Source organism: Pseudoalteromonas sp. MB47 (genome assembly GCF_011319765.1).
GTDB lineage: Bacteria > Pseudomonadota > Gammaproteobacteria > Enterobacterales > Alteromonadaceae > Pseudoalteromonas > Pseudoalteromonas simplex.
This window is the reverse complement of record NZ_VFBD01000031.1, coordinates 1-23,669: the sequence shown is the minus strand read 5'-3', so window position 1 is coordinate 23,669 and position 23,669 is coordinate 1. Positions and strand designations below refer to the sequence as shown.

At 41.3% G+C, this 23,669-nt stretch carries 22 protein-coding genes and 8 tRNA genes; 17 read left to right on the top strand and 13 right to left on the bottom strand.

Features of this window, described 5'->3' with window-relative positions:
* Positions 1 to 43: 43 nt before the first annotated feature.
* Entirely contained in the window at positions 44 to 889 is an 846-nt protein-coding gene (gene queF / locus IMPJCBKJ_RS18310; protein WP_166341497.1) for an NADPH-dependent 7-cyano-7-deazaguanine reductase QueF, read from the bottom strand.
* A gap of 59 nt (positions 890 to 948) precedes the next feature.
* Here queF and syd point away from each other — a divergent pair, with 59 nt between their 5' ends.
* Positions 949 to 1,488, top strand: coding sequence for a SecY-interacting protein (syd, locus tag IMPJCBKJ_RS18305; protein WP_166341495.1), 540 nt, complete (start codon positions 949 to 951; stop codon positions 1,486 to 1,488).
* A gap of 61 nt (positions 1,489 to 1,549) precedes the next feature.
* On the opposite strand, the gene IMPJCBKJ_RS18300 is transcribed toward syd, so the two are convergent.
* The 3 genes from IMPJCBKJ_RS18300 to IMPJCBKJ_RS18290 form a co-directional block, all read right to left on the bottom strand.
* Positions 1,550 to 2,323, bottom strand: a complete 774-nt coding sequence (locus tag IMPJCBKJ_RS18300; RefSeq protein ID WP_054553724.1) for a Zn-ribbon-containing protein — start codon at positions 2,321 to 2,323, stop codon at positions 1,550 to 1,552.
* Positions 2,323 to 2,589 (bottom strand): hypothetical protein, encoded by a 267-nt coding sequence (locus IMPJCBKJ_RS18295; protein WP_054553723.1) that lies wholly within the window; start codon positions 2,587 to 2,589, stop codon positions 2,323 to 2,325. Before IMPJCBKJ_RS18295 ends, IMPJCBKJ_RS18300 begins: the two co-directional genes overlap by 1 nt.
* Positions 2,590 to 2,744: 155 nt before the next feature.
* Positions 2,745 to 2,975, bottom strand: coding sequence for a DUF2789 domain-containing protein (locus IMPJCBKJ_RS18290; protein ID WP_036969581.1), 231 nt, complete (start codon positions 2,973 to 2,975; stop codon positions 2,745 to 2,747).
* A 147-nt stretch (positions 2,976 to 3,122) separates the two neighbouring features.
* On the opposite strand from IMPJCBKJ_RS18290, the gene IMPJCBKJ_RS18285 reads away from it, so the two are divergent.
* Positions 3,123 to 3,770: a GNAT family N-acetyltransferase gene (locus IMPJCBKJ_RS18285; protein ID WP_166341493.1), complete on the top strand. Its 648-nt coding sequence runs from the start codon at positions 3,123 to 3,125 to the stop codon at positions 3,768 to 3,770.
* 697 nt (positions 3,771 to 4,467) lie between these two features.
* Here IMPJCBKJ_RS18285 and IMPJCBKJ_RS18280 read toward each other — a convergent pair.
* The gene (locus tag IMPJCBKJ_RS18280; protein ID WP_062569953.1) at positions 4,468 to 4,767 is read right to left on the bottom strand and encodes a DUF3301 domain-containing protein; all 300 of its coding nucleotides are present in this window, start codon (positions 4,765 to 4,767) and stop codon (positions 4,468 to 4,470) included.
* Complete coding sequence (locus IMPJCBKJ_RS18275; RefSeq protein WP_138617764.1) at positions 4,768 to 5,796, bottom strand: DUF3549 family protein; 1,029 nt, start codon at positions 5,794 to 5,796, stop codon at positions 4,768 to 4,770.
* Between the two features lie 106 nt (positions 5,797 to 5,902).
* On the opposite strand from IMPJCBKJ_RS18275, the gene IMPJCBKJ_RS18270 reads away from it, so the two are divergent.
* From IMPJCBKJ_RS18270 to msrB, 11 genes are all read left to right on the top strand, one after another.
* Positions 5,903 to 6,217 carry a YqcC family protein gene (locus tag IMPJCBKJ_RS18270; protein WP_166341491.1) on the top strand — a complete coding sequence of 105 codons (315 nt, stop codon included), beginning with the start codon at positions 5,903 to 5,905 and terminating at the stop codon, positions 6,215 to 6,217.
* Position 6,218: 1 nt separating this feature from the next.
* Positions 6,219 to 6,992 (top strand): tRNA pseudouridine(65) synthase TruC, encoded by a 774-nt coding sequence (gene truC, locus IMPJCBKJ_RS18265; protein WP_166341489.1) that lies wholly within the window; start codon positions 6,219 to 6,221, stop codon positions 6,990 to 6,992.
* Positions 6,979 to 7,425: a flavodoxin gene (locus IMPJCBKJ_RS18260; protein WP_166341487.1), complete on the top strand. Its 447-nt coding sequence runs from the start codon at positions 6,979 to 6,981 to the stop codon at positions 7,423 to 7,425. The genes truC and IMPJCBKJ_RS18260 overlap by 14 nt, the downstream gene beginning before the upstream one ends.
* 117 nt (positions 7,426 to 7,542) lie before the next feature.
* The gene (locus IMPJCBKJ_RS18255; protein WP_063706992.1) at positions 7,543 to 8,274 is read left to right on the top strand and encodes an RNA methyltransferase; all 732 of its coding nucleotides are present in this window, start codon (positions 7,543 to 7,545) and stop codon (positions 8,272 to 8,274) included.
* 60 nt (positions 8,275 to 8,334) lie between these two features.
* Positions 8,335 to 11,733 (top strand): AAA family ATPase, encoded by a 3,399-nt coding sequence (locus IMPJCBKJ_RS18250; RefSeq protein WP_166341485.1) that lies wholly within the window; start codon positions 8,335 to 8,337, stop codon positions 11,731 to 11,733.
* Between the two features lie 33 nt (positions 11,734 to 11,766).
* Positions 11,767 to 12,495, top strand: a complete 729-nt coding sequence (gene zipA / locus IMPJCBKJ_RS18245) for a cell division protein ZipA (protein WP_166341483.1) — start codon at positions 11,767 to 11,769, stop codon at positions 12,493 to 12,495.
* 82 nt (positions 12,496 to 12,577) lie between these two features.
* The gene (ligA, locus tag IMPJCBKJ_RS18240) at positions 12,578 to 14,599 is read left to right on the top strand and encodes an NAD-dependent DNA ligase LigA (protein ID WP_166341481.1); all 2,022 of its coding nucleotides are present in this window, start codon (positions 12,578 to 12,580) and stop codon (positions 14,597 to 14,599) included.
* Positions 14,592 to 14,936 carry a DUF3392 family protein gene (locus IMPJCBKJ_RS18235; RefSeq protein WP_054553712.1) on the top strand — a complete coding sequence of 115 codons (345 nt, stop codon included), beginning with the start codon at positions 14,592 to 14,594 and terminating at the stop codon, positions 14,934 to 14,936. The genes ligA and IMPJCBKJ_RS18235 overlap by 8 nt, the downstream gene beginning before the upstream one ends.
* Entirely contained in the window at positions 14,933 to 15,421 is a 489-nt protein-coding gene (locus IMPJCBKJ_RS18230; RefSeq protein ID WP_138599985.1) for a DUF2919 domain-containing protein, read from the top strand. The genes IMPJCBKJ_RS18235 and IMPJCBKJ_RS18230 overlap by 4 nt, the downstream gene beginning before the upstream one ends.
* Before the next feature lie 9 nt (positions 15,422 to 15,430).
* Entirely contained in the window at positions 15,431 to 15,883 is a 453-nt protein-coding gene (locus tag IMPJCBKJ_RS18225) for a hypothetical protein (protein WP_166341479.1), read from the top strand.
* Positions 15,884 to 15,963: 80 nt separating this feature from the next.
* On the top strand, positions 15,964 to 16,407 hold the full coding sequence (gene msrB, locus IMPJCBKJ_RS18220) for a peptide-methionine (R)-S-oxide reductase MsrB (RefSeq protein WP_166341477.1): 444 nt from the start codon (positions 15,964 to 15,966) through the stop codon (positions 16,405 to 16,407).
* Between the two features lie 18 nt (positions 16,408 to 16,425).
* Here the strand turns inward: msrB and IMPJCBKJ_RS18215 are convergent, their stop codons facing one another.
* The 7 genes from IMPJCBKJ_RS18215 to IMPJCBKJ_RS18185 form a co-directional block, all read right to left on the bottom strand.
* Positions 16,426 to 18,375 (bottom strand): ATP-binding protein, encoded by a 1,950-nt coding sequence (locus IMPJCBKJ_RS18215; protein WP_054553708.1) that lies wholly within the window; start codon positions 18,373 to 18,375, stop codon positions 16,426 to 16,428.
* A complete protein-coding gene (locus tag IMPJCBKJ_RS18210; protein WP_138599981.1) occupies positions 18,372 to 19,733 on the bottom strand; it encodes an extracellular solute-binding protein in 1,362 nt (453 codons plus the stop codon). The genes IMPJCBKJ_RS18215 and IMPJCBKJ_RS18210 overlap by 4 nt, the downstream gene beginning before the upstream one ends.
* Positions 19,734 to 19,753: 20 nt before the next feature.
* Positions 19,754 to 21,388, bottom strand: a complete 1,635-nt coding sequence (locus tag IMPJCBKJ_RS18205) for a response regulator (RefSeq protein WP_166341475.1) — start codon at positions 21,386 to 21,388, stop codon at positions 19,754 to 19,756.
* Positions 21,389 to 21,721: 333 nt separating this feature from the next.
* Positions 21,722 to 21,797: transfer RNA gene (locus IMPJCBKJ_RS18200), tRNA-Val, on the bottom strand.
* A gap of 101 nt (positions 21,798 to 21,898) precedes the next feature.
* Positions 21,899 to 21,974, bottom strand: a tRNA-Val gene (locus IMPJCBKJ_RS18195).
* A gap of 52 nt (positions 21,975 to 22,026) precedes the next feature.
* Positions 22,027 to 22,102 (bottom strand) — tRNA-Val (locus tag IMPJCBKJ_RS18190).
* 43 nt (positions 22,103 to 22,145) lie between these two features.
* A tRNA-Val gene (locus IMPJCBKJ_RS18185) sits at positions 22,146 to 22,221 on the bottom strand.
* 643 nt (positions 22,222 to 22,864) lie between these two features.
* Here IMPJCBKJ_RS18185 and IMPJCBKJ_RS18180 point away from each other — a divergent pair.
* From IMPJCBKJ_RS18180 to IMPJCBKJ_RS18165, 4 genes are all read left to right on the top strand, one after another.
* Positions 22,865 to 22,940: transfer RNA gene (locus IMPJCBKJ_RS18180), tRNA-Ala, on the top strand.
* A gap of 39 nt (positions 22,941 to 22,979) precedes the next feature.
* Positions 22,980 to 23,055: transfer RNA gene (locus IMPJCBKJ_RS18175), tRNA-Glu, on the top strand.
* A 130-nt stretch (positions 23,056 to 23,185) separates the two neighbouring features.
* Positions 23,186 to 23,261: transfer RNA gene (locus tag IMPJCBKJ_RS18170), tRNA-Glu, on the top strand.
* A 169-nt stretch (positions 23,262 to 23,430) separates the two neighbouring features.
* Positions 23,431 to 23,506: transfer RNA gene (locus IMPJCBKJ_RS18165), tRNA-Glu, on the top strand.
* Positions 23,507 to 23,669: the final 163 nt, after the last annotated feature.

Sequence of the window (23,669 nt, the reverse complement as noted above, 5' to 3'; positions counted from 1 at the left end):
TAAAAAACCGAGTTCACAACTCGGTTTTTTATTGTCACCAAAGTTATTGGCGATTAATTTTTACCTTGAAGGGTGTTTCATCTTGATTCGTTGAGCGATAAGGGTTGATATCTAAACCACCACGGCGTGTATAACGGGCATACACTTCTAACTCTTCGAGGTTTAACTGCTGCATTAAATCGCAGTAAATACGCTCTACACATTGCTCATGAAATTCGTTATGAGTTCTAAATGAAATTAAATATTTTAATAAGGCTTCATGGCAAATCGCTTGGCCTTTATAACGAATAATCACACTCGCCCAATCAGGCTGTGAGGTGATCAAACAGTTCGATTTTAGTAAGTGACTGTGTAGGGTTTCTGAGACAATCTCATCACCATTATGGCGAAGTGAGCTTGCATCAATATCATAGCTGGTGATTTCGATATCCAGATCATCAATACATTCGCCCGGTAACGATGAAAATGGCAAACAATTGAAATCATCTGCTTGGTATAAAGTAACGACTACCGGTGCATTAACTGCATCTGACAAGTCTTTGCTCAGTGCTTGATGTACGCCATCTAGCGTCTCAAAACGTGTTTGATTAAAGCTATTTAGGTACAGTTTGAATGACTTAGACTCAATGATATGGCTGCTCTGACAAGGAAATACAAACGTTGCCACAGCGACCATTGGCTTACCCTTGCTATTTAGCCACGATAATTCATAGCCAGTCCAAATATCTTGCCCTTTAAACGGTAAGTTATCTTCGCTAACACCTAATGCATCACGGTTTAATTTACGGGCAATAGGAAACAGTAAACTGGGTGTGTAGGTATCTACATACTCTGTGCTTTTACCAAGAACACTGTTTTTTAGTTCGGGTGAGTTGCTGTAATCTGTCATCTTTACACTTTTGTAGTTACAATGGCGGCATTATACCTAAAGCCAATGAGTTTCGCAGTATGTCTGTTTCTACAAAACTAGATAAGTTACATCAAGCATTTAGTGAAAAATGCCTCGAACGCACAGGAAAGCTTCCTGTTATTGAACATGATACAGCATGGCCAAGTCCATGTGAGCAGGGCGAAGTAGATGAGCAGGGGCTTATTCAGTGGTGTGCAACCCCACAACAACCTGCTGGCAGTTTAGAAGACTTAGCCAAGGCACTAGAGTTATCGTTTCCTGAAGATTTAAGCCCATTGTTTGGTCATGTCTATGCGGGTAATTTGTTATTGAGTATTGATGATCATCACATTGAACTGCTACAAGCATGGAATGAAGATGATTTTAGCCGCTTACAGCAAAATATTACCGGTCACGTGTTAATGAAGCGCAAGCTAAAGCAGCCAGAAACCGTATTTATTGGTCTTACAGAGCAAGATGATCTACTGATCACTGTATTAGTCGAAAGCGGTGAGGTTTGCTTAGAGTATGTGGGTAAAAAACCACATCATGTGCTAGCGAATAGCATCAGTGAGTTTTTAGACAAAGTAACGGTGTAAATTCAATAAGTAAAAAGGGGCGGTTGCCCCTTTTGTGTATCTGGTTATTACCTTTATTAGGTTATTGAAAGTCCCACGAGATATTCGAAACAATGCCACAGGGCTCGCAACGAAAATCAAATAAGCCAAACCATGGCTCTGGTAATTTCCACTCGCCATCGCAGCTTGGGCAGCGACGTTTAAGCTCTGACTCTTTGTCAACGCCGCCTACACGGTATAAATAGTAATAAACCGGCTTCTTGGTTAGAAAACTAATACGTTTCGTGATATCACGACCACGGCGGTATAAGTCACTCTTGATGCTAGTTAGCTCTTCAAGCGCAGGAAATTCACAACGGGTTGCACCATTGATCTGAATTTGATCGCACGCTTGCCAGTCTTCTTGCCATTTAATGAGTGTTTTGTAATCGCCATTGGCAATGGCTGGAATGCGAAATAACGGTACAGGCAAAAAGTCATCACCACAATAAAGCGGGCTACAGGTGTGCACGTACGTGGTATACAAAATATAGCATGACGGATCATGACACATGTCTGCGCCATTTGAGTGAATGTCTTGGCCGACCACTTTAACTTTTGGTGCCAGTAAGCCTGCAGTGTTTAATTGCTCAATGCTATGTTTTACAAACGGGCTATGGTTGAGCGGATGCATCGCATCTTCGGTTGGGCACATTACACGAGTAATGAAAAATCCATCTTTTAAAACCGTTGGAAATTCATCACCAATTATTTGGCCGTTAAAACGAAGCGCATTCACTAGGCGGTTTATCGCCTGCTCAGCAAGCTCTAGGGTAGTATCTTGGTAGCAATCAAAAGTCAGATCGACAACAAACATTATTTTTTCTCAAGCAGTGCTAATAACCTATCTAATTTAGCTTCAATACGATCCAATTGACTTTCTTTTGGTGTACTCAGTTGTTCATTTGACGGGTTATTGATGAAATTATTAATTGAATCCGGATTGTTTTTATATTGGCTAACCGCAGCGATGATCACAGGCATCGGCATAGGTTGGGTTAACTTACTTTTAGTTAAGGCAACTGTTGGGGTTTTACCTTCATCAAGAAGGGTTTTAATTGCATCAAATACAACGGCATTCATTTTTGTATAAACTCTTTTATAAAGACTAAAAAGCACCGCAGTATATGGGCTGCAGTGCGCGCGTATGGTAGCAATAATAGATGTGGAGTGAAATTACTTTCCTAATTAACGAGCTAAAAGAATGTTATTTAAGCTTGTCAATTAGCTCGCAGGCGTTACTGGCGTAACCTTGCGTCTAATTCATCAATCACCTCGCTCCAAGCACCATCTTCTGCAAGTGATTCTGCCAAAAAGTGTTGCTGAGCTTCATCCCAAAAAGGCGCTTCCTGCAATAGGGTTGTATCAGACAGTTGATGAGATGCTATAAAAGCATCTATTTCACTTTCTTTGCTCGGTAAACCAAGTTGTGCAAATAGGGTCGAAATATCATGTTTTGTCGTATCCATAGTTCTGCTCCTTGTGTATGGCGATAATTATTACTTCTTGAACTTAATGATGATGAACCGCAGTTTAACTTACGCTGAATTTGTCTTTAATCACCGTTGGGTATATACCTTATAGTCTAGTACGAAAATAATAAAACAAATAAAAGGATGAGTATTTTGACAGTTGTTGAACCCGAAACCTTAAGTGTGCAATACCTGAGTGCTGAAGATATCAGCACTGCTGCAAGCCTTATTTATCAAGCCTATCATGATGATCCCGTTCTTCAGAATGTATTAGGTTTTCAACAAGATAACCCAAGTAAATATGAAACTAAATTACGTGCTTTAGTACGTGAAGAGCTAGCAAGTTTCTGGCAAGAAAAACAGCCTCTAATAGGTCTTTACTCACAAAGTAGATTAAAAGCCATTGCCTGTGTATTTGATTCGGCAAGTGAACTACAAGCTGAGCGATACTGGCATTGGCGCTTAAAACTGATGCTCAGTGCAGGTTACTTGCAAACCAATCAGCTTATAGAAAAAGAGCGTACTATTCGCGAAGCGCTTTCAAGCAAAGGCCATTATCTGTTTTTAGCCTTTATAGCCGTTGACCCACATTTTCAGGGGCAAGGTTTAGGCAGATATCTGCTACGAGGGCTTGATGATTTAGTTGAGTCAAGCAATCAAGCAAGTGGTTTAGCTGTATTTGTTACCCGCTCTGAACAGCGTGAATTCTTTAGCTCTGAAGGGTTTGAGGTGTTCAAAGCCTTGAGCTTTAACCAAGTTGAAGGTGACTTGATGTTCAAAGCTGCAAATTAAGCAAAGGACGTTTTGGAAATAGCAATGTGCGATAAGTCTCACATTGCTGTGCGTTTTATCAGTTTAATGCCTTTAAATTTGTACCTATAATTGCTTATTGTAATGATTTTAAAGGATTTATTGTTTTTGTCATTTTTGTGACTTAGAAAAAATTACTTTTTATGCCTACCAAGATATCCGCATTTCTCTAAACTTAATCATGTCAAGAAGACGCAGGTTCAATGAATGAACTGATGCCAAGGATTAGGATTATGGCAACAAAGCAAGATGCTTAGCAGGAAGCAAAGGGACAAGAGCTAGGGAAGCAAGGAAGAACGAGGACACTGCCAGGATGCAGTACAATCGCGGAGCGATTGAAAAGGACTGACCAAAGGATGATTTTAGCAGGAAGCTAAAGGAGCGTTTGGAAAACGAAGTGGATAGCCATTGACGGCAAGAGGACGGCACTAGGATGTGTTAAATGTTACATGAAGTAGCATGGTGGGTGTATCGGATGTATACCCGTTCAGGGGAAAGATAAAAAGGCAGCTTCGGCATAAGTAAGGATACTTAATCATGGAAGTAGCAAGATTGGGGCGTGGCTATTAGCTACGCCTTAGTTCTTTCTGGAGGTTGCACTTCTCGCACTTGCAATTATTCTTGTATAACTCGCAACTCGCAACTCGCAACTCGCAACTCGCAACTCGCAACTCGCAACTTAAATCTTATGTGGCGGTATTACGACACTTTTAAGTAATTCATTTTCCATGATCAAAACGCCTTGATACACGCTTTGCCCATCACTCGAAAACTCAAAAATAAATTCGCTTTTGATACCTGGTTTGCCGCTTTTTAAAATACCAAGTCGGCGTTTATTGCAAGCAACACTCATCAATTGCACATTTAATTGCTCAATTTGTCTTTGTGCATGAAGATTAGCTGCTTCGGCTACTTTTCTGTTTAACCAAAAAAAATAGATGATGCTGCCAATGATGATGAGTGTCCACAAGCCTGCCATTTACGAGAATAACCTTCCAATTGCGCGAGCGAGAGTTTCGCTACGATTTTCTTTTCTTAATAAACCTAGTAGGTGAGGGCGAATACTAGGAATTGCAACTAAATCGGTGAAAATACTCACAAACAGTTGTTCAATTTCAGTGTGGTGTGCACAGCAATCCATAAACACATGTAAGCGTTCTGGGTCTTCAAGCGTGCTAAAACAACGCCCTGCAATTGTTAATAGGACATCTGACTGGGTGTTCATATCAGAGCGTAATACAGCATCTACAAGTTGCGCAGTTAAACCTTGTGCTGGTGTTTTTGATAAGCTTCTGAGGGCTGCTACAAGGGCGATGTCGTCTTTTTGCTCTATCGCCTTTAAACCATAGGCTAACAATTGCTCTGCAAACACGGGTTCGATTGCAACATGTTCAAGCATTGCACTTAGCGGCTGTAATACTTCGACTGGTAATTGCCCCCAAGCGGCTTGTAGATTTGCTAAATTGTTGTCGTTATCTAAACGCATCGCAAAGTCTGCAATACCTTGTACTGCAACACTTTGCCAATTATCAAATCCTAGTTTGCCTGAAAAATACAGCTGCGCATATTCGTAATACTGTGAAGCACTTTGTTTAAGCAAACATTTAACCTGTGCATTAAATGCCGCTAACTTGTTGGCGTTTGGCGTAAATACATACGGGTTGTTGTCTAATTTGCCTTCGGCATTTTCACCGGTAATTTCTGTACCAAGCGCTTCAATTACCATGTTTGCGAAATGATCGCGGCTTGCGCTTACAAGACGGCTTTGCTCATCTAGTGGGAATTTTAAAAACCATACATAAGGTTCTTTAGACGCTTTTACATCCCAAAATTGAATAGCAAGCCAAGCATGACCTGCAAGCGGGTATGGGTAAGGGATTTTTGTTTCTTCAATGGCAAGAAATTGTTTTTTGTCTAATTTCGTGATGTGTCTGCCAATATCGAAGGCACGCCAAGTGGTACCTGCTGCATCCAGAAGTTGCCCTAAGGTGGCGATCTGCTCAGTCATAAAATCTCAATTACCGTAATTAATCTATATCAGCCGCGAATTATACGCCATACCATGGCGCCTTGGAACAGGGTATACTAAGCACAAAGGTATTAAGAGTTTTACAATGCATCAACAGACTTTGGCGCTGCTGCGCGAATTAGAATCCACATTACAACGCCATTCACTTTGGCAAACAACACCGATTGACCCAAGTGCACTTAACTCAAGTGTGCCGTTTTGTCATGACACTATGGCTTTTGAGCAATGGCTGCAATTTGTTTTTCTTGAAAAAATGCATACCCTCATTGCACATGCTCAGCCTTTACCCCGTAATTTTGCAATTGCGCCTATGGCTGAAATGATGCTGGTACAACACAGCGGTGCTAATGATGTGATTAACGTTTTACAAAAACTCGATCAACTTTTGAGTGATGACTAAGATGCAAGAGATTGTTAAGCCACAATTTGACGAGTTAACGATTCTGTACCGCGATGAAAATTACATTGCGATTGATAAACCATCCGGTTTATTGGTTCACCGTTCGTTTTTAGACAAACACGAAACCCAATTTGCAATGCAAATGCTGCGTGACCAAATTGGTCAACACGTGTTTCCTGTACATCGTTTAGATAGACCAACCTCAGGCGTATTATTGTTTGCGTTAAGTTCAGAAGCAGCCCGTGATATGAATCAGTTATTTATTGATGGGCAAATTGAAAAGCGTTATTTAGCTCTAGTAAGAGGCTTTTTAAACGAATCAATCTTCTTAGATAAACCTTTAAAAGAAGAGCTTGATAAAATCGCCGACAAGTTTGCTGATCAAAATAAAGCACCGCAAGAAGCACAAACGCAATTTCATTGCTTGCACCAAGCAAGCTTGCCTATTCCAATTGGTAAATACCCAACAGTTCGTTACTCGCTGGTGGAGTGTTTTCCAAAAACTGGCCGCAAACATCAAATACGCCGTCATTTAAAACATTTATCATTGCCAATTATTGGTGATGTAAATCATGGTGATAATCAGCATAATCAATTTTTTAGAGAGCATTTTCAGCTTCGTCGTTTAATGTTATTTGCCTCTGAATTAAAGTTTGTGCACCCTTATAGCAAGCAAGCAATAACAATTAGAGCGCCTTTAGGCGATGCAATGTTAACGATTTGCCAGCAACTTGGCTGGCCAACAGAAGAAAAGGATTATTATGGCAACCATTAGTATTTTTGTCGGCAGTGTTTACGGCGGTGCTGAGCGTTTAAGCGAACAAGTTATTGAAGTTATTGAAAAGTCAGAGCATCAAGCGAAATTAGTTGAAAATGGCACGGTTGATGACATGCTGGCTGCGTCACATATTTTAGTGATCACTTCAACGACGGGTCAGGGCGATATACCTGACAATTTAATCGCTTTATATAGCCAATTAAATGATCAATTCCCACTGTTAACGGGCAAGCAATACGGCATTATTGCTATGGGTGACCGCAGCTATGGCGATACGTTTTGTGGTGCAGGTCGCAGTTTTGATGAGCTGTTTCGTGATTTACAGGCAAAACCTGTCGGTCATCGTTTAGAAATTGATGCCTGTGAAGATTTTGAGCCTTGGCCTGTTACTGAGCCATGGTTAAATGAGTGGCTGACGAAAATTAGTTAATGCCTCTTATTGGCAAGTGTCTCTTAAAAGTGCTGATTGAATAAGCAATTGGCACTTTCCCCTTGGTTTTTCGAGTACAGAATCTGATATACTAAACCATCATTTTATGAGGCTGTTATGATTTCAAAAAACCAACTGAAACTAATTCGTGCATTAGGTCAAAAGAAATACCGTAAGCAATACAATCAGTACCTTGTTCAAGGCGAAAAAAATGTACTTGAATTACTAAACAGTGGTTTAAGTATTGCTCATATTTTTGCGACCCCAGCATTTATTTCTGCGCATCAAACAGCGCTTGCAGCCCATCAAGTCATTGAAGCAGATGAAGACAGCCTAACTAAAGCCAGTACACTTGTTAGTAACAACGCCGCAATTGCTGTTGTTGATATGCCAAGTCAGCAAGCATTACCCACATCAGGGCTTATTTTAGCCCTTGATGGCGTGTCGGATCCGGGGAATTTGGGTACGATTATTCGTGTTGCTGACTGGTATGGTATTAAGCATATTGTTACCAGCACAGACAGTGCCGATGCTTATAACCCGAAAACCATCAGCGCAACCATGGGTTCATTTGCTCGTGTGAGTGTCACACAAACCGACTTAACCAGTTACTTACCTAGTTTAAACCTTCCTGTGTATGGCGCATTTTTAGAAGGTGAGAACATTCACAAAACTGCTCTTAAGCAAGATGCCGTATTACTCATGGGCAGTGAATCCCATGGTATTCGTGCTGATTGCGAAAGCTTAGTTACTGATAAAATCACTATTCCGGCTTATGGCCAAGCAGAATCGCTTAATGTAGCAATGGCAACGGGTATTATTTTAGATAATTTTAAGCGCCACGCTTAACCTTTTACCCTAAAATGGGTTAAATTGAAGAATAACAATAAAAATCGGTAAAACAATTAGATGCGCTTAAGCACCATAAAATTAGCGGGTTTCAAATCGTTTGTTGAACCTACTAAGATCCCATTTCCTGATCAGATGACGTGTGTTGTCGGCCCGAACGGCTGTGGCAAATCAAATGTCATTGATGCAGTGCGTTGGGTACTAGGTGAAAGCTCAGCTAAAAACTTACGTGGCGATGCCATGACCGATGTTATTTTTAACGGCTCAACTAATCGAAAGCCAATTTCACAAGCCTCTGTTGAGTTGGTGTTTGATAACACCAGTGGTCATTTACCGAATACCTTTGCTGATCGAAACCAAGTGGCGATCAAACGCTTAGTGACTCGAGATGGCCAGTCAATTTATTTTCTAAATGGCAGCAAATGCCGTAAGCGTGATATTACCGACATCTTTTTAGGCACAGGTCTTGGCCCGCGCAGTTATGCGATTATTGAGCAGGGCATGATCTCGCGTTTAATTGAGAGTAAACCGGCTGATTTACGTGTTTTTTTAGAAGAAGCTGCGGGGGTTTCAAAATACAAAGAGCGTCGTCGTGAAACTCAAACCCGCATTAAAAGTACCCGCGAAAACCTTGAGCGATTGCTTGATGTAAGGCAGGAGTTGCAAACACAGCTCGATAAACTTGCAGTGCAATCAGTCGATGCAAAAAAATACCGAGAGCTAAAAGCCACTGAGCGCACCTTAAAAGGGCAAATTGCGGTTTTAAAATGGCAGAAGTTACACCAACAACAAATCGATAAAGCTGAGCAAATCAATAAACTTAAAGAGCAAATTCAGTTCTTTAGAGAAGCGCACTCTGGCCACGATGATGTTTTAGCAAGTCTTGAAAATCAGGTGCAACTTGAGCAGCAAAAACTGCAAGACGCCCAGCAGGCTCAGCATCAAACTCATACAGAGTTAACCCGCAAAGAACAGCAACAGATCAGCTTAAAGCAGCAACAGCAAACACTTAGCCAAAACCTTATCAAACAGCAACAACTGCAGTTACAAAATAAAGAGCTGCAAGAAGAGCAACACGCTTCAGCCGCCATTTTACAAGAGCAGCTACAAGAAGCGATTGAGCAAAGTTTACTGTGCGCTGAGCAAGTTGCAGAGGTTGAAGAGCAAGTTGCTCTACAGCAGCAACAAACGCAAAGCGCCAATGAGCAATATCAAAGTACCTTACAGAAAAGCCAAGCTCATAGCAGTGATATTAATGTTGCAAAGAATCAACAGGCTCACTTTGCCCAGACTGTTGCGCAACTTGAGTCTCAGCAGACACAACTTGCCGCTGAAATTAGTGAACTCGAAGCGACCCCAGTTGCAGCGCAAATTGCAGAGCAACAACAGCATATTCAAACACTGACGAAGGAGCTTGCGCAGCAACAAAGTGCGCTAAATAAGCTCACTCAAAACCTAGAACAAGCGGATAAAGAACAACAGCACTTAGAGCAGGATTTAAAGCGGGTTCAGCAGCACAGTAATGAAAATAGAGCCAGCATAGCTGCGCTTAACTCTTTGTTATCAGAGCAAACCGACAACGAAAGTGTCTCTCTATTGGCGCAGTTAAAGGTGGCTTCTGGCTTTGAGCCGCTAATTGAACAAGCCCTACTTGGCCTTGAGCATCTAAAGGTCAGTCAACATAAAGAGCCTAACAGTGTTTGGCCTGCACCTGATGATGAGTTACCAAAAGAGTCATTAGCTAATTATATCGAATCGGGTGCTTACCCTGATTTATTAGCACGGTTTGCATTTCAACCTTGTTTTGATGACGCTATTTTGGCGGATCCATATTGGCTGGCTGTGATTGATGAAGAGGGCTGTATGCATGGTCGTAACTTTCATACCGATGCCAATAAAGACGCCGACAATTCTTTGCTCTTAAAGCATGCTCAGCTAAGTGATGCACAGCAGTTAGATGAAGAACTCAACGAGCAATTAGAAACTAAGCAGCAATTGCTAAATGAGCACCTAGCTCACAAAAAAACACTTATCGCCGATAAAGAGCAATACAGAGAGCGAATTCACCAAGCGGCTCAGCAGATTGCATCGGCCAGCACTCGACGCGATATGCTATTAGAGCAGCAAACCCAGTGGCAAAACCAGCTTGTTAAGTTACAACAGCGTCAAACCTTACTGGCTGAACAAAAGCAAAATGCCGATGAGCAGCAACAAACGCAGCAGTGTTTACTTGAACAACTGTTAGAGCAGCAATTAGAACTTGAAACTGAGTTAGAGCAAGCAAAACACCAACAAGCTGAGGCAAATAACCGCTATCGCCAAGTGGCTTCTATGCTTGAGCAATATAAAACGCAAGCACATCAAGCAAATTTGGCTGAACAAAAAGCTCGCAGTGAATGTCAACTTAGCGAAACCAAACTTCAGCATGCAAATGCCGCCCAAAGTGCTGCCAGTGAAGCTGTATTAGAGCTCAACGAGCAACTAGAAGAGCTAGTGATCCCGCTTGAAGAAGTAGCAGAGCAGATTATGCTATTGCTTGAAAAGCATCAACAAAGTGACGTTGAGCTGAAAAACTTGCAAGCGGCCTTGAGTCAAGCTAAAAAGGAGCTTGCTGATAAGCAAACAGCACTGAAATCATCGCAATCTGAGTTGGTGACGTTACAAGAGCAGTTGCAAGCATTGGCGCTGGATGAGCAAAGTTTAATCGTGAAGGCGCAAGCTGCGTTAGAGCCACTTGAAGAACTGGAACAAAATTTAAAAACAGTACTTGAAGAACTGCCTGAAAATGCCAATTTAAATAGCATGCAAACGAGGCTTACAAAAACCACGCAAGCATTAAATGAACTTGGCGCGGTGAACTTAGCGGCAATAGATGAGTTTGAGCAGGCTAAACAGCGCAGCGATTATTTAAATCAGCAGCTTGATGACTTAACGCAAGCATTAAATACCCTTGAAGGGGCGATTCAAAAAATCGACCGAGAAACAAAAAATCGTTTCAAGGCGACCTTTGAACAAGTAAATACAGACTTTGGGGAGTTATTCCCAAAAGTGTTTGGTGGCGGTAGTGCTTACCTTGAATTGACCAGTGATGATCTACTTGAAAGTGGGGTGAGCATCATGGCAAGGCCACCAGGCAAGAAAAATTCGACAATTCACCTGCTTAGTGGTGGAGAAAAAGCGCTGACCGCATTATCATTGGTGTTTTCAATATTCAGGCTCAATCCAGCTCCATTCTGTATGCTAGATGAAGTGGATGCGCCATTGGATGATGCGAACGTGGGTCGTTTTTGCCGTTTGGTAGAAGAGATGTCACAATCAGTACAATTTATTTATATCAGTCATAACAAGATTGCCATGGAAATGGCAGGCAGATTGACCGGTGTAACTATGGCCGAACCAGGTGTATCACGTATGGTCGCTGTAGATATAGAACAAGCTGTGCAAATGGCACATGCATAAAATTTAGGCATATCAAATAATAAAGGTGAGGGGATGGCCGAAGAATTAAGATGGGCTTTAATCGTAATCAGTGTATTTGTCATTGGTGGTTTATTAATTCACGGCTTATGGTCGGTGCGTAAAAAGGACAACCCAGATACGCCTTCAGTTGAACGGGTTGAACCGAACGAAACAACCAGCGAGGTTCAAGAGGCTGCAACTGCAAAACCGCAAGAACGTGATGAGCCAGAGTTTGGTGATTTAAGCTTTTCAGCAGAAAGTCACGACGAACCAGCTGTTTCAGAACAGGTTGTTGAAGAGCCTGAAGCTGAGCAACAAGAAGTTGAAGAAGAACCTGCTGATGCACAAGCTCCAACCGATTTCATTATTGTGCATTTACAAATGCCAGAAGGTTTAACAATGGATGGCAGCCAATTATTGCCAGCTGTTAATATGTTAGGCTTTAAGTATTCTGAAGAAGGTTTCTTTAACCGTCACTTAGACCCAGCAGGTACAGGCCCGGTGTTATTCCGTTTAGTGAATATGTACAACCCAGGCACGTTCGATATTGATAATATGGAACAGTTTAGTACGGCAGGTGTTAGCTTATTTATGACCTTACCATGTGATGGCGACGGTCTAAGTGCATTCAACATGTTGCACAGTGCAGCTAAAAAGCTAGCAGATGAATTTGGTGCAACGATTTTAGATAGCAACCGTGAAGAAATGACGGTTGAAAGCGTTCGTGAGTATGTTGAGAAAGTTCGCTGCTTTTCATCATAATCGCACACACAGAGTATAAGTATTAGGCCACTTGGCGTTAAGTCGTCTAAGTGGCTTTTTTATGTAGATTTTTGAGGTTTTCATGTCCAGCCCTATCTTTGAGCAAATTAGCCAACTTCGTGCCCAGTTAGAAGAGCATAACCATAATTATTATGTGCTGGATGCACCGAGCATTCCTGATGCTGAATATGACCGTTTAATGCGCGAATTAAGCGCCCTTGAGCAAGCTAATCCTGAGTTTCAAAGCCCAGACTCACCAAGCCAAAAAGTCGGTGGCGCAGCACTTGATAAGTTTGAGCAAGTTACTCACCAAGTGCCCATGCTGTCACTTGATAATGCCTTTTCAGAAGAAGAGTTTGCCGCCTTTAACCGCCGTATCAAAGAGCGTTTAATGGACAACAAGGAGCTGACTTTTTGTTGTGAGCCCAAGCTTGATGGTTTAGCGGTATCAATTATTTACCGTGATGGGGTTTTAGTTCAAGCAGCTACCCGTGGCGATGGCATGGTAGGTGAAAACATCACCCAAAACGTGAAAACAATTCGTAATGTGCCGCTTAAGTTACGTGGCGATGACTTTCCAGCAGAGCTTGAAGTGCGCGGTGAAGTATTTATGGACAGCGCTGGTTTTGCCAAACTAAACAGTGAAGCCGAAAAACGTGGCGACAAAGTCTTTGTTAACCCGCGTAATGCTGCGGCTGGTAGCTTACGACAGCTTGATTCTAAAGTAACAGCAAAACGTCCACTGATGTTTTATGCCTACAGCACTGGGCTTGTTGCCGATGGGCAGTTACCAGAAGATCACTATCAACAACTGGCTAAACTGACCGATTGGGGTTTACCACTTTGCCCAGAAACAAAACTGGTTGAAGGCCAGCAAGCTGCACTTGATTATTACCAAGATATATTGACGCGTCGAAGTAGCCTTGCCTACGAAATTGACGGTGTGGTAATAAAAGTTAACGACAAAAAACACCAAGAGCGTTTAGGCTTTGTGGCACGTGCGCCGCGCTGGGCAATTGCTTTTAAATTCCCTGCGCAAGAAGAAATCACCCAATTACTTGATGTTGAGTTTCAGGTAGGGCGCACTGGCGCAATTACCCCTGTAGCACGATTAGAGCCGGTATTTGTGGGGGGCGTAACGGTATCTAACGCAACGCTGCATAATGGTGATGAAATTGCCCGTTTAGGCGTTAAAATTGGCGATACGGTGATTATTCGCCGTGCGGGTGATGTTATTCCGCAAATTACCCAAGTTGTCCTTGAGCGTCGCCCTGACGATGCGAAAGACATTGAATTCCCTGCTACCTGCCCAATTTGTGACTCACATGTGGAGCGCATTGAAGGTGAAGCGGTTGCCCGCTGTACCGGTGGTTTAGTGTGCCAAGCGCAGCGCAAGCAAGCAATTAAACATTTTGCGTCACGTAAAGCCCTTGATGTTGATGGTTTAGGCGACAAAATTGTTGATCAACTCGTTGACCGTGAGCTTATCAAAACACCTGCTGATTTATTTATCCTTAAACAAGGGCATTTTGAATCACTAGAGCGAATGGGTCCAAAGTCTGCTAAGAACTTAGTTAATGCGCTGCAAGATGCTAAGCAAACAACCTTAGCTAAATTCCTATACTCGTTAGGTATTCGCGAAGTGGGTGAAGCAACCGCGCAAAACTTAGCAAACCACTTTTTAACACTAGAAAAAATCACTCAAGCAAGCGTTGATGCGTTAACTGAAGTAAGCGACGTGGGTGAGATCGTTGCCAAGCATGTACGTGGCTTCTTTAGCGAAGAGCACAATATGGCAGTTGTAAATGCGTTAGTTGAGCAAGGTATTCACTGGCCAGAATTAACCGCGCCAAGTGCCGATGCGCAGCCATTAGCGGGCTTAACTTACGTGCTGACTGGCACATTAAGCGAGCTTAACCGTAATGATGCAAAAGCGCGTTTACAAGCGTTAGGTGCAAAAGTATCGGGTAGTGTATCGGCGAAAACAGATGCGCTGATTGCAGGTGAAAAAGCGGGCTCAAAATTAACCAAAGCACAAGACCTAGGCATTGATGTGTTAACTGAGGCTGATCTTATTGCGCTTTTAAGTGAGCACAATGGATAGTCTCTTGCAGGCACTGTCGTCAGTTGCTTTAACAATCGGCAGCTGGCTGCAACCACACCTTTACAATATTTCATTACTGCTGGTGGTGTGCTTTTTATCCTTGTATGCAAACGACATTATTAAAGTGACCAAGCGCTTTGTCGCGCGTCGTCACTTTATTATACGCGTGCTTTGCTTTGTGTTGGTCACAGGGTTTGGCATGGGCTTACTTGTGGTGTTTGTAACTCCATTTTTAAGTAAGCTGCTAATGCTACTCGGAGTTAAATGGCTGGCGCTTACACTTACCGCTGCGTTTTTGGTACTCGGCATCATTGCTGATAAGAAGAACCAAATATGAATCGCTACGGGCCAGAATACTGGGATAAACATGGCGCTTATCGAACCCCAGTGGCGTTTCATTTAACGTTGTTAGTATTGTTACGCAGTTACTTTATATGGATTATGGCGGCGCTCAGCCGTCGCCCTGATTTAGATATCATGTCGCTGTTTTTTAAGTCGAAAAGCGATTTCTTTACAGCCATTGCTATAGCAGCAATCGCCTTATTACCGGCGGTGATCTTTTGTTTACGCCGACCTCAAGAAAATGCTGAAAGTGCAAAACGTCTCGCGTCTATATGGCGCTTTATGCGCTGGCCATTAATTTTGTGTGCCATCACAGATTTAAGTTGGTTAACCTATCAGGCTGCGCACAGTCATTATCAGTTTTCGTTTTTTTTAGCCTGTCAAATGGTACTGGTGTTATGGGTACTGTTATATTTATTAAAAAGCAGATATCTGTCGGTCTTTTTTAATGATTGGCCAGATCCAATTGAAAAAGAGTAGGGCTGCAATATGTTGGCAATTAATAAGCTTTTAGCAAAAATTTCACTCACTATCGCGCTGGTATTAATTGCTTTATGGGTATTTACGTCACTTTGGCACAGTGCTGCATTTTCGTTGTTTGTGATGTTATGGGGCTTTATTACGTTATCAAGCTTATATCGAGTGACTCCGTTATTTGTAGCGCGTAACCCCATTACTGATTTACTAAAGCGTGATGTAAATCAGCTAGCGCTGATAAGTCTGGCTGGTTTATTCGATTTTAAACGCAAAGCTGAGTTTGTTTTAATTGGCCAAATTAAGCAGATTGAAATCGGCGAAGGTATAATCCATGTAACGGATGTCAACGACCAGCAAATAACTGCAGTATTGAGTGTTGCTAGCAGCCAAATTAATAGCCATTTAGCACAGCTACTTTCTGAGCGTGAACGTGCACAAATAGATATCCGGCTGCAAACACATTAATCACTAGATGCGTGCTGCTTGCCCTTAGTAGGGCTTGTGATGTACTGTGCAACTGTTGTATTCAACCCTGAGGGAGCACTATGTTAACTTGGCAAGATATTTTAGAGTTTGCCCATAACGGCAACCCAACACCTCCACGTCGAGTCGAAAAATCGCCATCTGAATGGCAAGCCGAGCTCGAACAAGATGTATTCTATGTTACCCGCTTAAAAGGCACCGAACGTCCTCACAGCTCTGATTCATGTACGATATTTGAACCTGGTCAATATGCATGTATATGTTGTGACAACTTACTATTTGACGGTGATGAAAAGTTCGATAGTGGCACCGGCTGGCCGTCATTTACTCAGCCAAGCAGTGTTGAAAGCATTGCCTATATTGCGGACTTTAGCCATGGTATGCAGCGAATTGAAGCCGTATGTAATGTTTGCGATGCACATTTAGGACATGTATTCCCCGATGGCCCGCCGCCAAGTGGTTTACGCTATTGCATGAATGCCATAGCGATGAAAAAACGCGACTAATGCGTGTTTAACCCATACTTAATCTAGGTACTGGGCAATGATGAAAATAAGGTGCTCACGGTGAATTGGCTTACTAATTATGTAGTCTGTCAAAATACTGGATTGCGCCTTATCGTCTTTTAATACCGATGCTGTAACCGCAATGATTGGAATATGCTTAAAGCGATCATCACTACGAATTAGCTGACTTGCTTCTAATCCACCCATCACTGGCATCTTTAGATCCATAATGATCAGATCAGGTTGGTTCTCTTCTACCTTTTTCAAGGCCTCTTCACCGTTTATTGCTGTATCTATTGTAAAGCTCCAGCGTGATAGAAATGACTCCAAGTACTCTCGGTTGTATGGAATATCATCAACTATCAATATACGAGCTGGATTAAAATGATAGCTAGAAATAGCAGGGTAATTTCGATGTTTAACCTCTGTTTTTGATTCGGCAAATTCTATATTTGGTAGCAATACAATAAACTCGCTACCTTTATCTTTTTCACTAATTACAGATAGTTCACCACCCATCAATTTTATAAAGCGATGAGATATAGCTAAACCGAGCCCAGTGCCACCAAATTCAGAACTGCGTTGCCCTTGAACTTGCTCAAAATCATTAAAAATCAGCGCTTGTTGATCGGTTGGGATCCCCTTGCCAGTATCTTTGACATGAATTTTTATATTAATGTGGCCATCATTTTCACGTTCTTCAAAGTCAAAGTGAACTTTAACGCTACCATGTGAGGTAAATTTAATCGCATTACTGATCAAGTTTGTCAGTACCTGTCGAACTTTATTGCTATCAAGTAAAACAGGGGTTTTAAATTCAGGGTGTGAAGTGATCTGTAAATCTAGATCCTTTTGAGCGCTGAGCTGCAAAAACATCATACTTAGTTCATGGCACATCGTCGGAATTTCGACCCTTTCCATGTCCAGCTGCATTTTTCCTGCATCAATTTTAGATAAATCAAGAATATCATTGAGGACGTTTAGCAAAGAGCTGCCAGAGATCGAAATGGCTTCTAAATAGCGGCGTTTATTTTTATCAGTTTCACTGTCTTGGAGTAATTGGCTGAAGCCTAATACTGCATTAAGCGGTGTTCTTAGCTCATGTGACATATTCGCTAAGAACCTGCTCTTAGCTTGGTTTGACTGCTCGGCTTGCTCTTTGGCATCCAAGTATTCTTGAGTTCGTTTTGCAACGGTTTCTTCTAATTGACTATGTTGCTCATGCATGCTGTTTATTTGTTGTCTTACTGCAGCACGCATCATTTTAAAACCACTGGCAAGAGTGCCAATTTCATCACGACTTTTAATATTTATTGGGCAATTTAGATCGCCAGTGGTAACTGCATGCGAAAACTCAACTAATTGCTCAATAGGCTGTAAAATAATTCGGCGTATAATGATATAAGCAATGAGTAATGCAGTAAGTAAGTAAATTGCGAACAGTGATACAGCATTGCTGATAATTGATTTAGTTTTTAATGTTAAATCAATATCTGAAAAACTAACAATAACATAGCCAATATTTTCATCTTGGGCGTTATTGATTGGAACTGCTACAGCATATTGTTGATCTAAAGTGATGATAGAATTTTGTTTTGGATTGAGCTGCTTTATTATCGTTTGATTTGTTTCTAAGGTATCGACTTTGCTGTAATCAGGGTGAGCGGCAATAAAGTTATTCTGATCGATAAAGTAGATTGTCTTTAAATCATCAAATGTATTATTTGCCAGAATACCTTTAAGAGTGATGCCTTGAATTTTTAAAACCCAACTACCTACTGTATTGTCTTTTGTAAGGGTCTTTATCTCTGAGAGCATAGGTGAGACGATGGCATTAGCTTTTTCACTCATATTCAGCAAGGTTTGCTCTTTTAACTCAATAACATGTAAAGTTGTACTTACCCCTAAAATCAACGTAATAGTAAACCCAATAATGAGTAGGATTTTATGAGCAATACTGACTCTCATTGTTTATTTTCACTCCTTGTCTGTAATGCCCGCATATTAACATTAATTTTTGCATCAGTAGCTTTTATTGATTGCTTTATGTCTGCTCCATAAAAAATTTGACTAAATGTTTGCGATATAAGCTCACCGACAACTGGAAACTCAACCATCCCAGCTTGCAAACGGTCAGGAGTAGCATGCTCAAATACCCATAACATGGCTTTATTAAAGCCTGGTTTGTTTACGAGAGTAAATAGTTTCTCGTGCCACACCTTTTGTCTTGGCGGTGAGCCGCCTGTACTTAATAATGCCGCTGTTTGCTCACTGGTTGCCCACTGAATAAATAACCACGCTGCTTTTTTTTGATTTGATTGGTTATTAATTGCGAATGCCCAAGACCAAGGAGATGTTTCACGGGCGACTGGACCGGCTGGTAACGGCGCGGCTTCCCATTTATTCCAAATATCTGATTCTTCGGCGGTATCTATTTCATTATAAAAATGAGAGGCTAAAAACGCCGAAGCAAGTTGACCTTCTTTAAATAGTCGACGAATTTCATAAAAGTGCAGCAAGCGACTGTTATCAGGATTGCCGAATCCCGTTACAAGGTCTCGGTATGCTTGCAGACTTTGTGCTGTTTGAGGGCTATCAAAAACAGACTGACCTTGCGCGTCAATTACTTCAGCACCATAAGCACGCATAATGGGTAACACTGTCCAAGTGTTTAATCCTGCACCTGGCAGAGTTCGGGAGGCAAATGCGTGCATGCCATTTAAAGATGGGGTGCGGTCAATTGCCTTTTGAAGCTTAATTTTAGTCTCTTGTAGTTGCTCGTACGTGTCGGGTACCGCTAAGTTAAAGTGCTCGAACAGATCTTTACGATAAAAATAAATCGGTGCAGAAAAATCAAATGGTAACGAGTATAAAGCGCCATTGATTTTACAAAGAGCCAAGCTACGTTCGCTAATATCTTCTAACTGATACCAAGCTTTGTCTGTGAGTTTTGGGTTATCAATATAGGGTTGTAGGGGATCTATCCAACCTCGACTTTGTGCTTCACCTAAAAAGGTTATACCCATTGGCAGCACATCATAGAGACCTGTATGCATACTTAAATCTTGGTGGCGACGAACACGCATTTGAGATTGTTCTAAGGCATGAAAACCTACAGATATCCCTGTTAACTCTTCAAATAGAGGGATATATGGTTTTAGGGCCAAAAATGCAGGCTGCTCATCTGCTAATATGTTGATATGTGTACCAGACTCACTTTGCCAGTTTATTTTGGCTTGCTGCCAATATTGCAACATTGCAGAAGCTGAACAAATAGGGCTTGTAATTATGAAAGATGCAATAAGGAGATGCTTTATTAATTTCAAAAAGATGCTCCACGAAGAGGTTATTCAGAAAGCTTGATATTTAACTTGGCAGCTTGTGCTTTTATTTTATCAAACCTCATAGCTTGTTCATCTTCTAAAGACTGAGACGCTAAGAGGGTGTAGCACTTTCTTGCAAGCATTAAGTTGAAAGACTGCCCTTGACTGTTTGTGTCAAATAAACACTGTAGCAGATTTAACGCAATACTGGCATTTTTAGGCATAATTCTAAATGCTTGTGTGAATGCCTCAAGCGCAGTATTGAGTTGGCCTTTATTAAACTGCGTTACAGCGTGGTTATTGAGCTCTTTCGGGCCAAGCTTAATATCACGTCGCTCAGTTTGCTGTTGTTGAATATAACGTAAATACACCGGATCGCTTACTGACGGGTGGCGTTCACAGTGAGTTATTATTTGGTTAAACAGCATCTGTGCTTTATGGTGAAAACCAAGCTCATGAAACGCTTTCGCTTTATCGAGCGCTCCATCTACAGAACGAATCTGAGTGTCACTTTCATCAAGTTGATTGATAAGTGCTTTAGCTTTTTGATGTTCATCTTTTAAATAATGTAAACGTGCGTTAAGAACATCAATTTGTGTTTGATTATTACTATTCGGAAATTGTTTTTTTAAATCACTCAAATATTGATTTGTTTGTCTTGAAATGCGATTAACTTGATCGGTTTGATCTGTCGTTAAGGCAAAATCAATCCCTGCACGAGCCGCATTTAGGTACACATCAGGGTTGTCGTGAATTGAGTGTTTAGCATAACTAGCTATATCTTTTTGGGTTAAATAATTTTTCTCGTAGTCATGATTAAGTAATGAAACATGGCTAAGCGTTTTTTGCCTCTCGATATTGCGAGGTGCAATTTCAACAGCTTGGCTGAAAAAAAGCTGTGCATCATCAAATTTATTGAGCTTTATTTCTAACTTTCCGAGTAAATCCAGAGCTACTAAGCGTGTTTCACTCCTTTGTAGCATAGTCCTCAACATTCTATGAGCGAGAGTATGCTCATTATTTGCAATTAAAGCTTCCACTAAACCAACTTTTGCCCATGTAAATTTTTGAATATCGAGCACAGATTTGAAAAATGCTTTGGCTTGTTCATTTCTGTTTAAACGAAGTAGGGCATCGCCTTTTAATCTCAATAAAATCGCACTGTAACTATTCGATTTGTTTTGTAGTAATTGATCAATGCTCTTTATAGCTTTTGAGTCGTTTTCATCATCAATCAACTGGTATATATTTTTTAGATGATGCTTTCGCAATAAAACTTTTTCAATTCTATTTTTTAAGTCGTAAATAGTAAAAGGTTTAACAAGAAAGTCATCCGGCTGCAGCTCTAAAACACTATGAACCAAAGAACCACTGGTTTCTGCAGATATAAATATAAAACCTGTGGAGTTTTTAATTAGGCGTTTAACTTTAAGTTCTTCATAAAGCTGATAGCCATCCTGGTGTTTACTTAGATTAAAAGAACAAACAATGAGATCAAACTGTTCTATTTGACACTGTTCTTTGGCAGCAATAGCGTGTTCTGCAAATCGCAACTGACGAAACCCCAATCCCTCTAGAGACTGCTTCATATAGCTCTGAGCAAGTGCTTGCTCTTCGACTATTAATATTTTGGCTTTCGAAAAAATCTTTGCGGGCATTAGACTTGCGACCGAGTATTGTTAACAGTGACTATAATAAACAGTCTAGCTGCTGACAAGGCAAATTACAGCTTTTGCAACGATTTAAAGTTTAGCTTTGGGCTATATCAATAAAGTGAGAAGTGAGTAATAGACTTTAGAAGTTAGATATTAGAAGTTAGATAGTAGAAGTTAGATAGTAGAAGTTAGATAGTAGAAGCGGTTGTTATATGTGGTGGGTCGTACTGGACTTGAATCATCGAGCCTGTGTTTTGTAAAGGGTGGCGATGCTTTTGAAAACTAGAGATAAAACAAGGAAGCTTTGAAGAAAGTATTTAATGAAGTGTTTATATGTGGTGGGTCGTACTGGACTTGAACCAGTGACCCTCGCCTTGTAAGGGCGATGCTCTCCCAACTGAGCTAACGACCCACATATAAATTTTTTGAAGATTAAATGGTTGGTCTTACTGAACTTAACCACCGAGCCTTTTCGTTGTAAAGAGTTGCGATGCTCTTTGCTCCAAAAAGTAATGGTGGGTCGTACTGGACTTGAACCAGTGACCCTCGCCTTGTAAGGGCGATGCTCTCCCAACTGAGCTAACGACCCATATAATCTTTTTCTTCGCTACCATTTTTAGCTTTTTGCTTTAAAAAGTAAATGGTGGGTCGTACTGGACTTGAACCAGTGACCCTCGCCTTGTAAGGGCGATGCTCTCCCAACTGAGCTAACGACCCGCGAAGAATAATCTAAATGAAAACACCATCAAAGTTTATTTAATGGTGGGTCGTACTGGACTTGAACCAGTGACCCTCGCCTTGTAAGGGCGATGCTCTCCCAACTGAGCTAACGACCCATATCTAAAACAACTCATTGCTGCGTTGTTGTGGGGCGCTATTATAGATAGAGTTGTAAATGTGTCAACACTTGAATGAGTAAAAATGTGTTAGATGCAGCTTTTATAAACAATGACATGGCATTTAAGCATTTTTTGGCGAACAAATATGCAATTTGTATTCATAAGCTTATATTCAGAGCTTGATCTATAGCTCTATGACCTAGGTAAATCATTCTAAAATGAAATGAATACAGCAAATCTTTAAAACGGTTTTTCATATCAATAAATTTGCATCAGTTAATTGCACTCTACTTAGCACTATTAAAAACAAAGCAGGGTAGGGTGAAGTCGTTTTATTTAAAGCTTTAGGTAATGAATTTTATTTTGCATATAAATGTATACCTTTTTAAGGGAGTAAATTAAAAAAGCAAAGAGCCTTTGATAACAAACCAGCAATGAAATTAGCCCAAAATAACCAATTTGATAGCACTTTGTATAAAATACCTCCGCAACGGATTGATATTTAGTCAGCTTGTTGAAATTTAAATCATTTAAATAAACTTAGATAAAAAACTGTTGACTTTATTTGGGGGGCTGCATAGAATGCGCCCCGCACTCAGCGATACACAACCAACATTAATTGGTGGTGTGTATGCAAGTCGGGGCTATAGCTCAGCTGGGAGAGCGCTTCGCTGGCAGCGAAGAGGTCTGCGGTTCGATCCCGCATAGCTCCACCAGATTTGCATAGTGTTTGTCCTAGGGTTGCAGTTTTCTGCGTCCCCATCGTCTAGAGGCCTAGGACACCGCCCTTTCACGGCGGTAACAGGGGTTCGAATCCCCTTGGGGACGCCACTTACTTTAAGTAAGTGAGCAAGTGCCAAGAAAATAAATATGTTAGTCTCGAGTACTTACATGTTATTTTAGTAACCTTAACTCCGATATGAGTCAAACTATCATTTAATGTCCTAGTGACACACACTGTGTCCCCATCGTCTAGAGGCCTAGGACACCGCCCTTTCACGGCGGTAACAGGGGTTCGAATCCCCTTGGGGACGCCACTTATCTAAGTAGGTTATGTGTAGTGGGGCGGTGAACACCGCGCAATCTATGCACGACGTTATCAAGAGTACGAATCTCTTGCTGAAGCCACTTACTTTAAGTGTTGTGTTATTAAAAGCTCGTCTGAATCGAGTTTAACTATTCAGTTGTCCTAGTGACACATTTTGTGTCCCCATCGTCTAGAGGCCTAGGACACCGCCCTTTCACGGCGGTAACAGGGGTTCGAATCCCCTTGGGGACGCCACTTATCTAAGTAGGTTATGTGTAGTGGGGCGGTGAACACCGCGCAATCTATGCACGACGTTATCAAGAGTACGAATCTCTTGCTGAAGCCACTTACTTTAAGTGTTGTGTTATTAAAAGCTCGTCTGAATCGAGTTTAACTATTCAGTTGTCCTAGTGACACA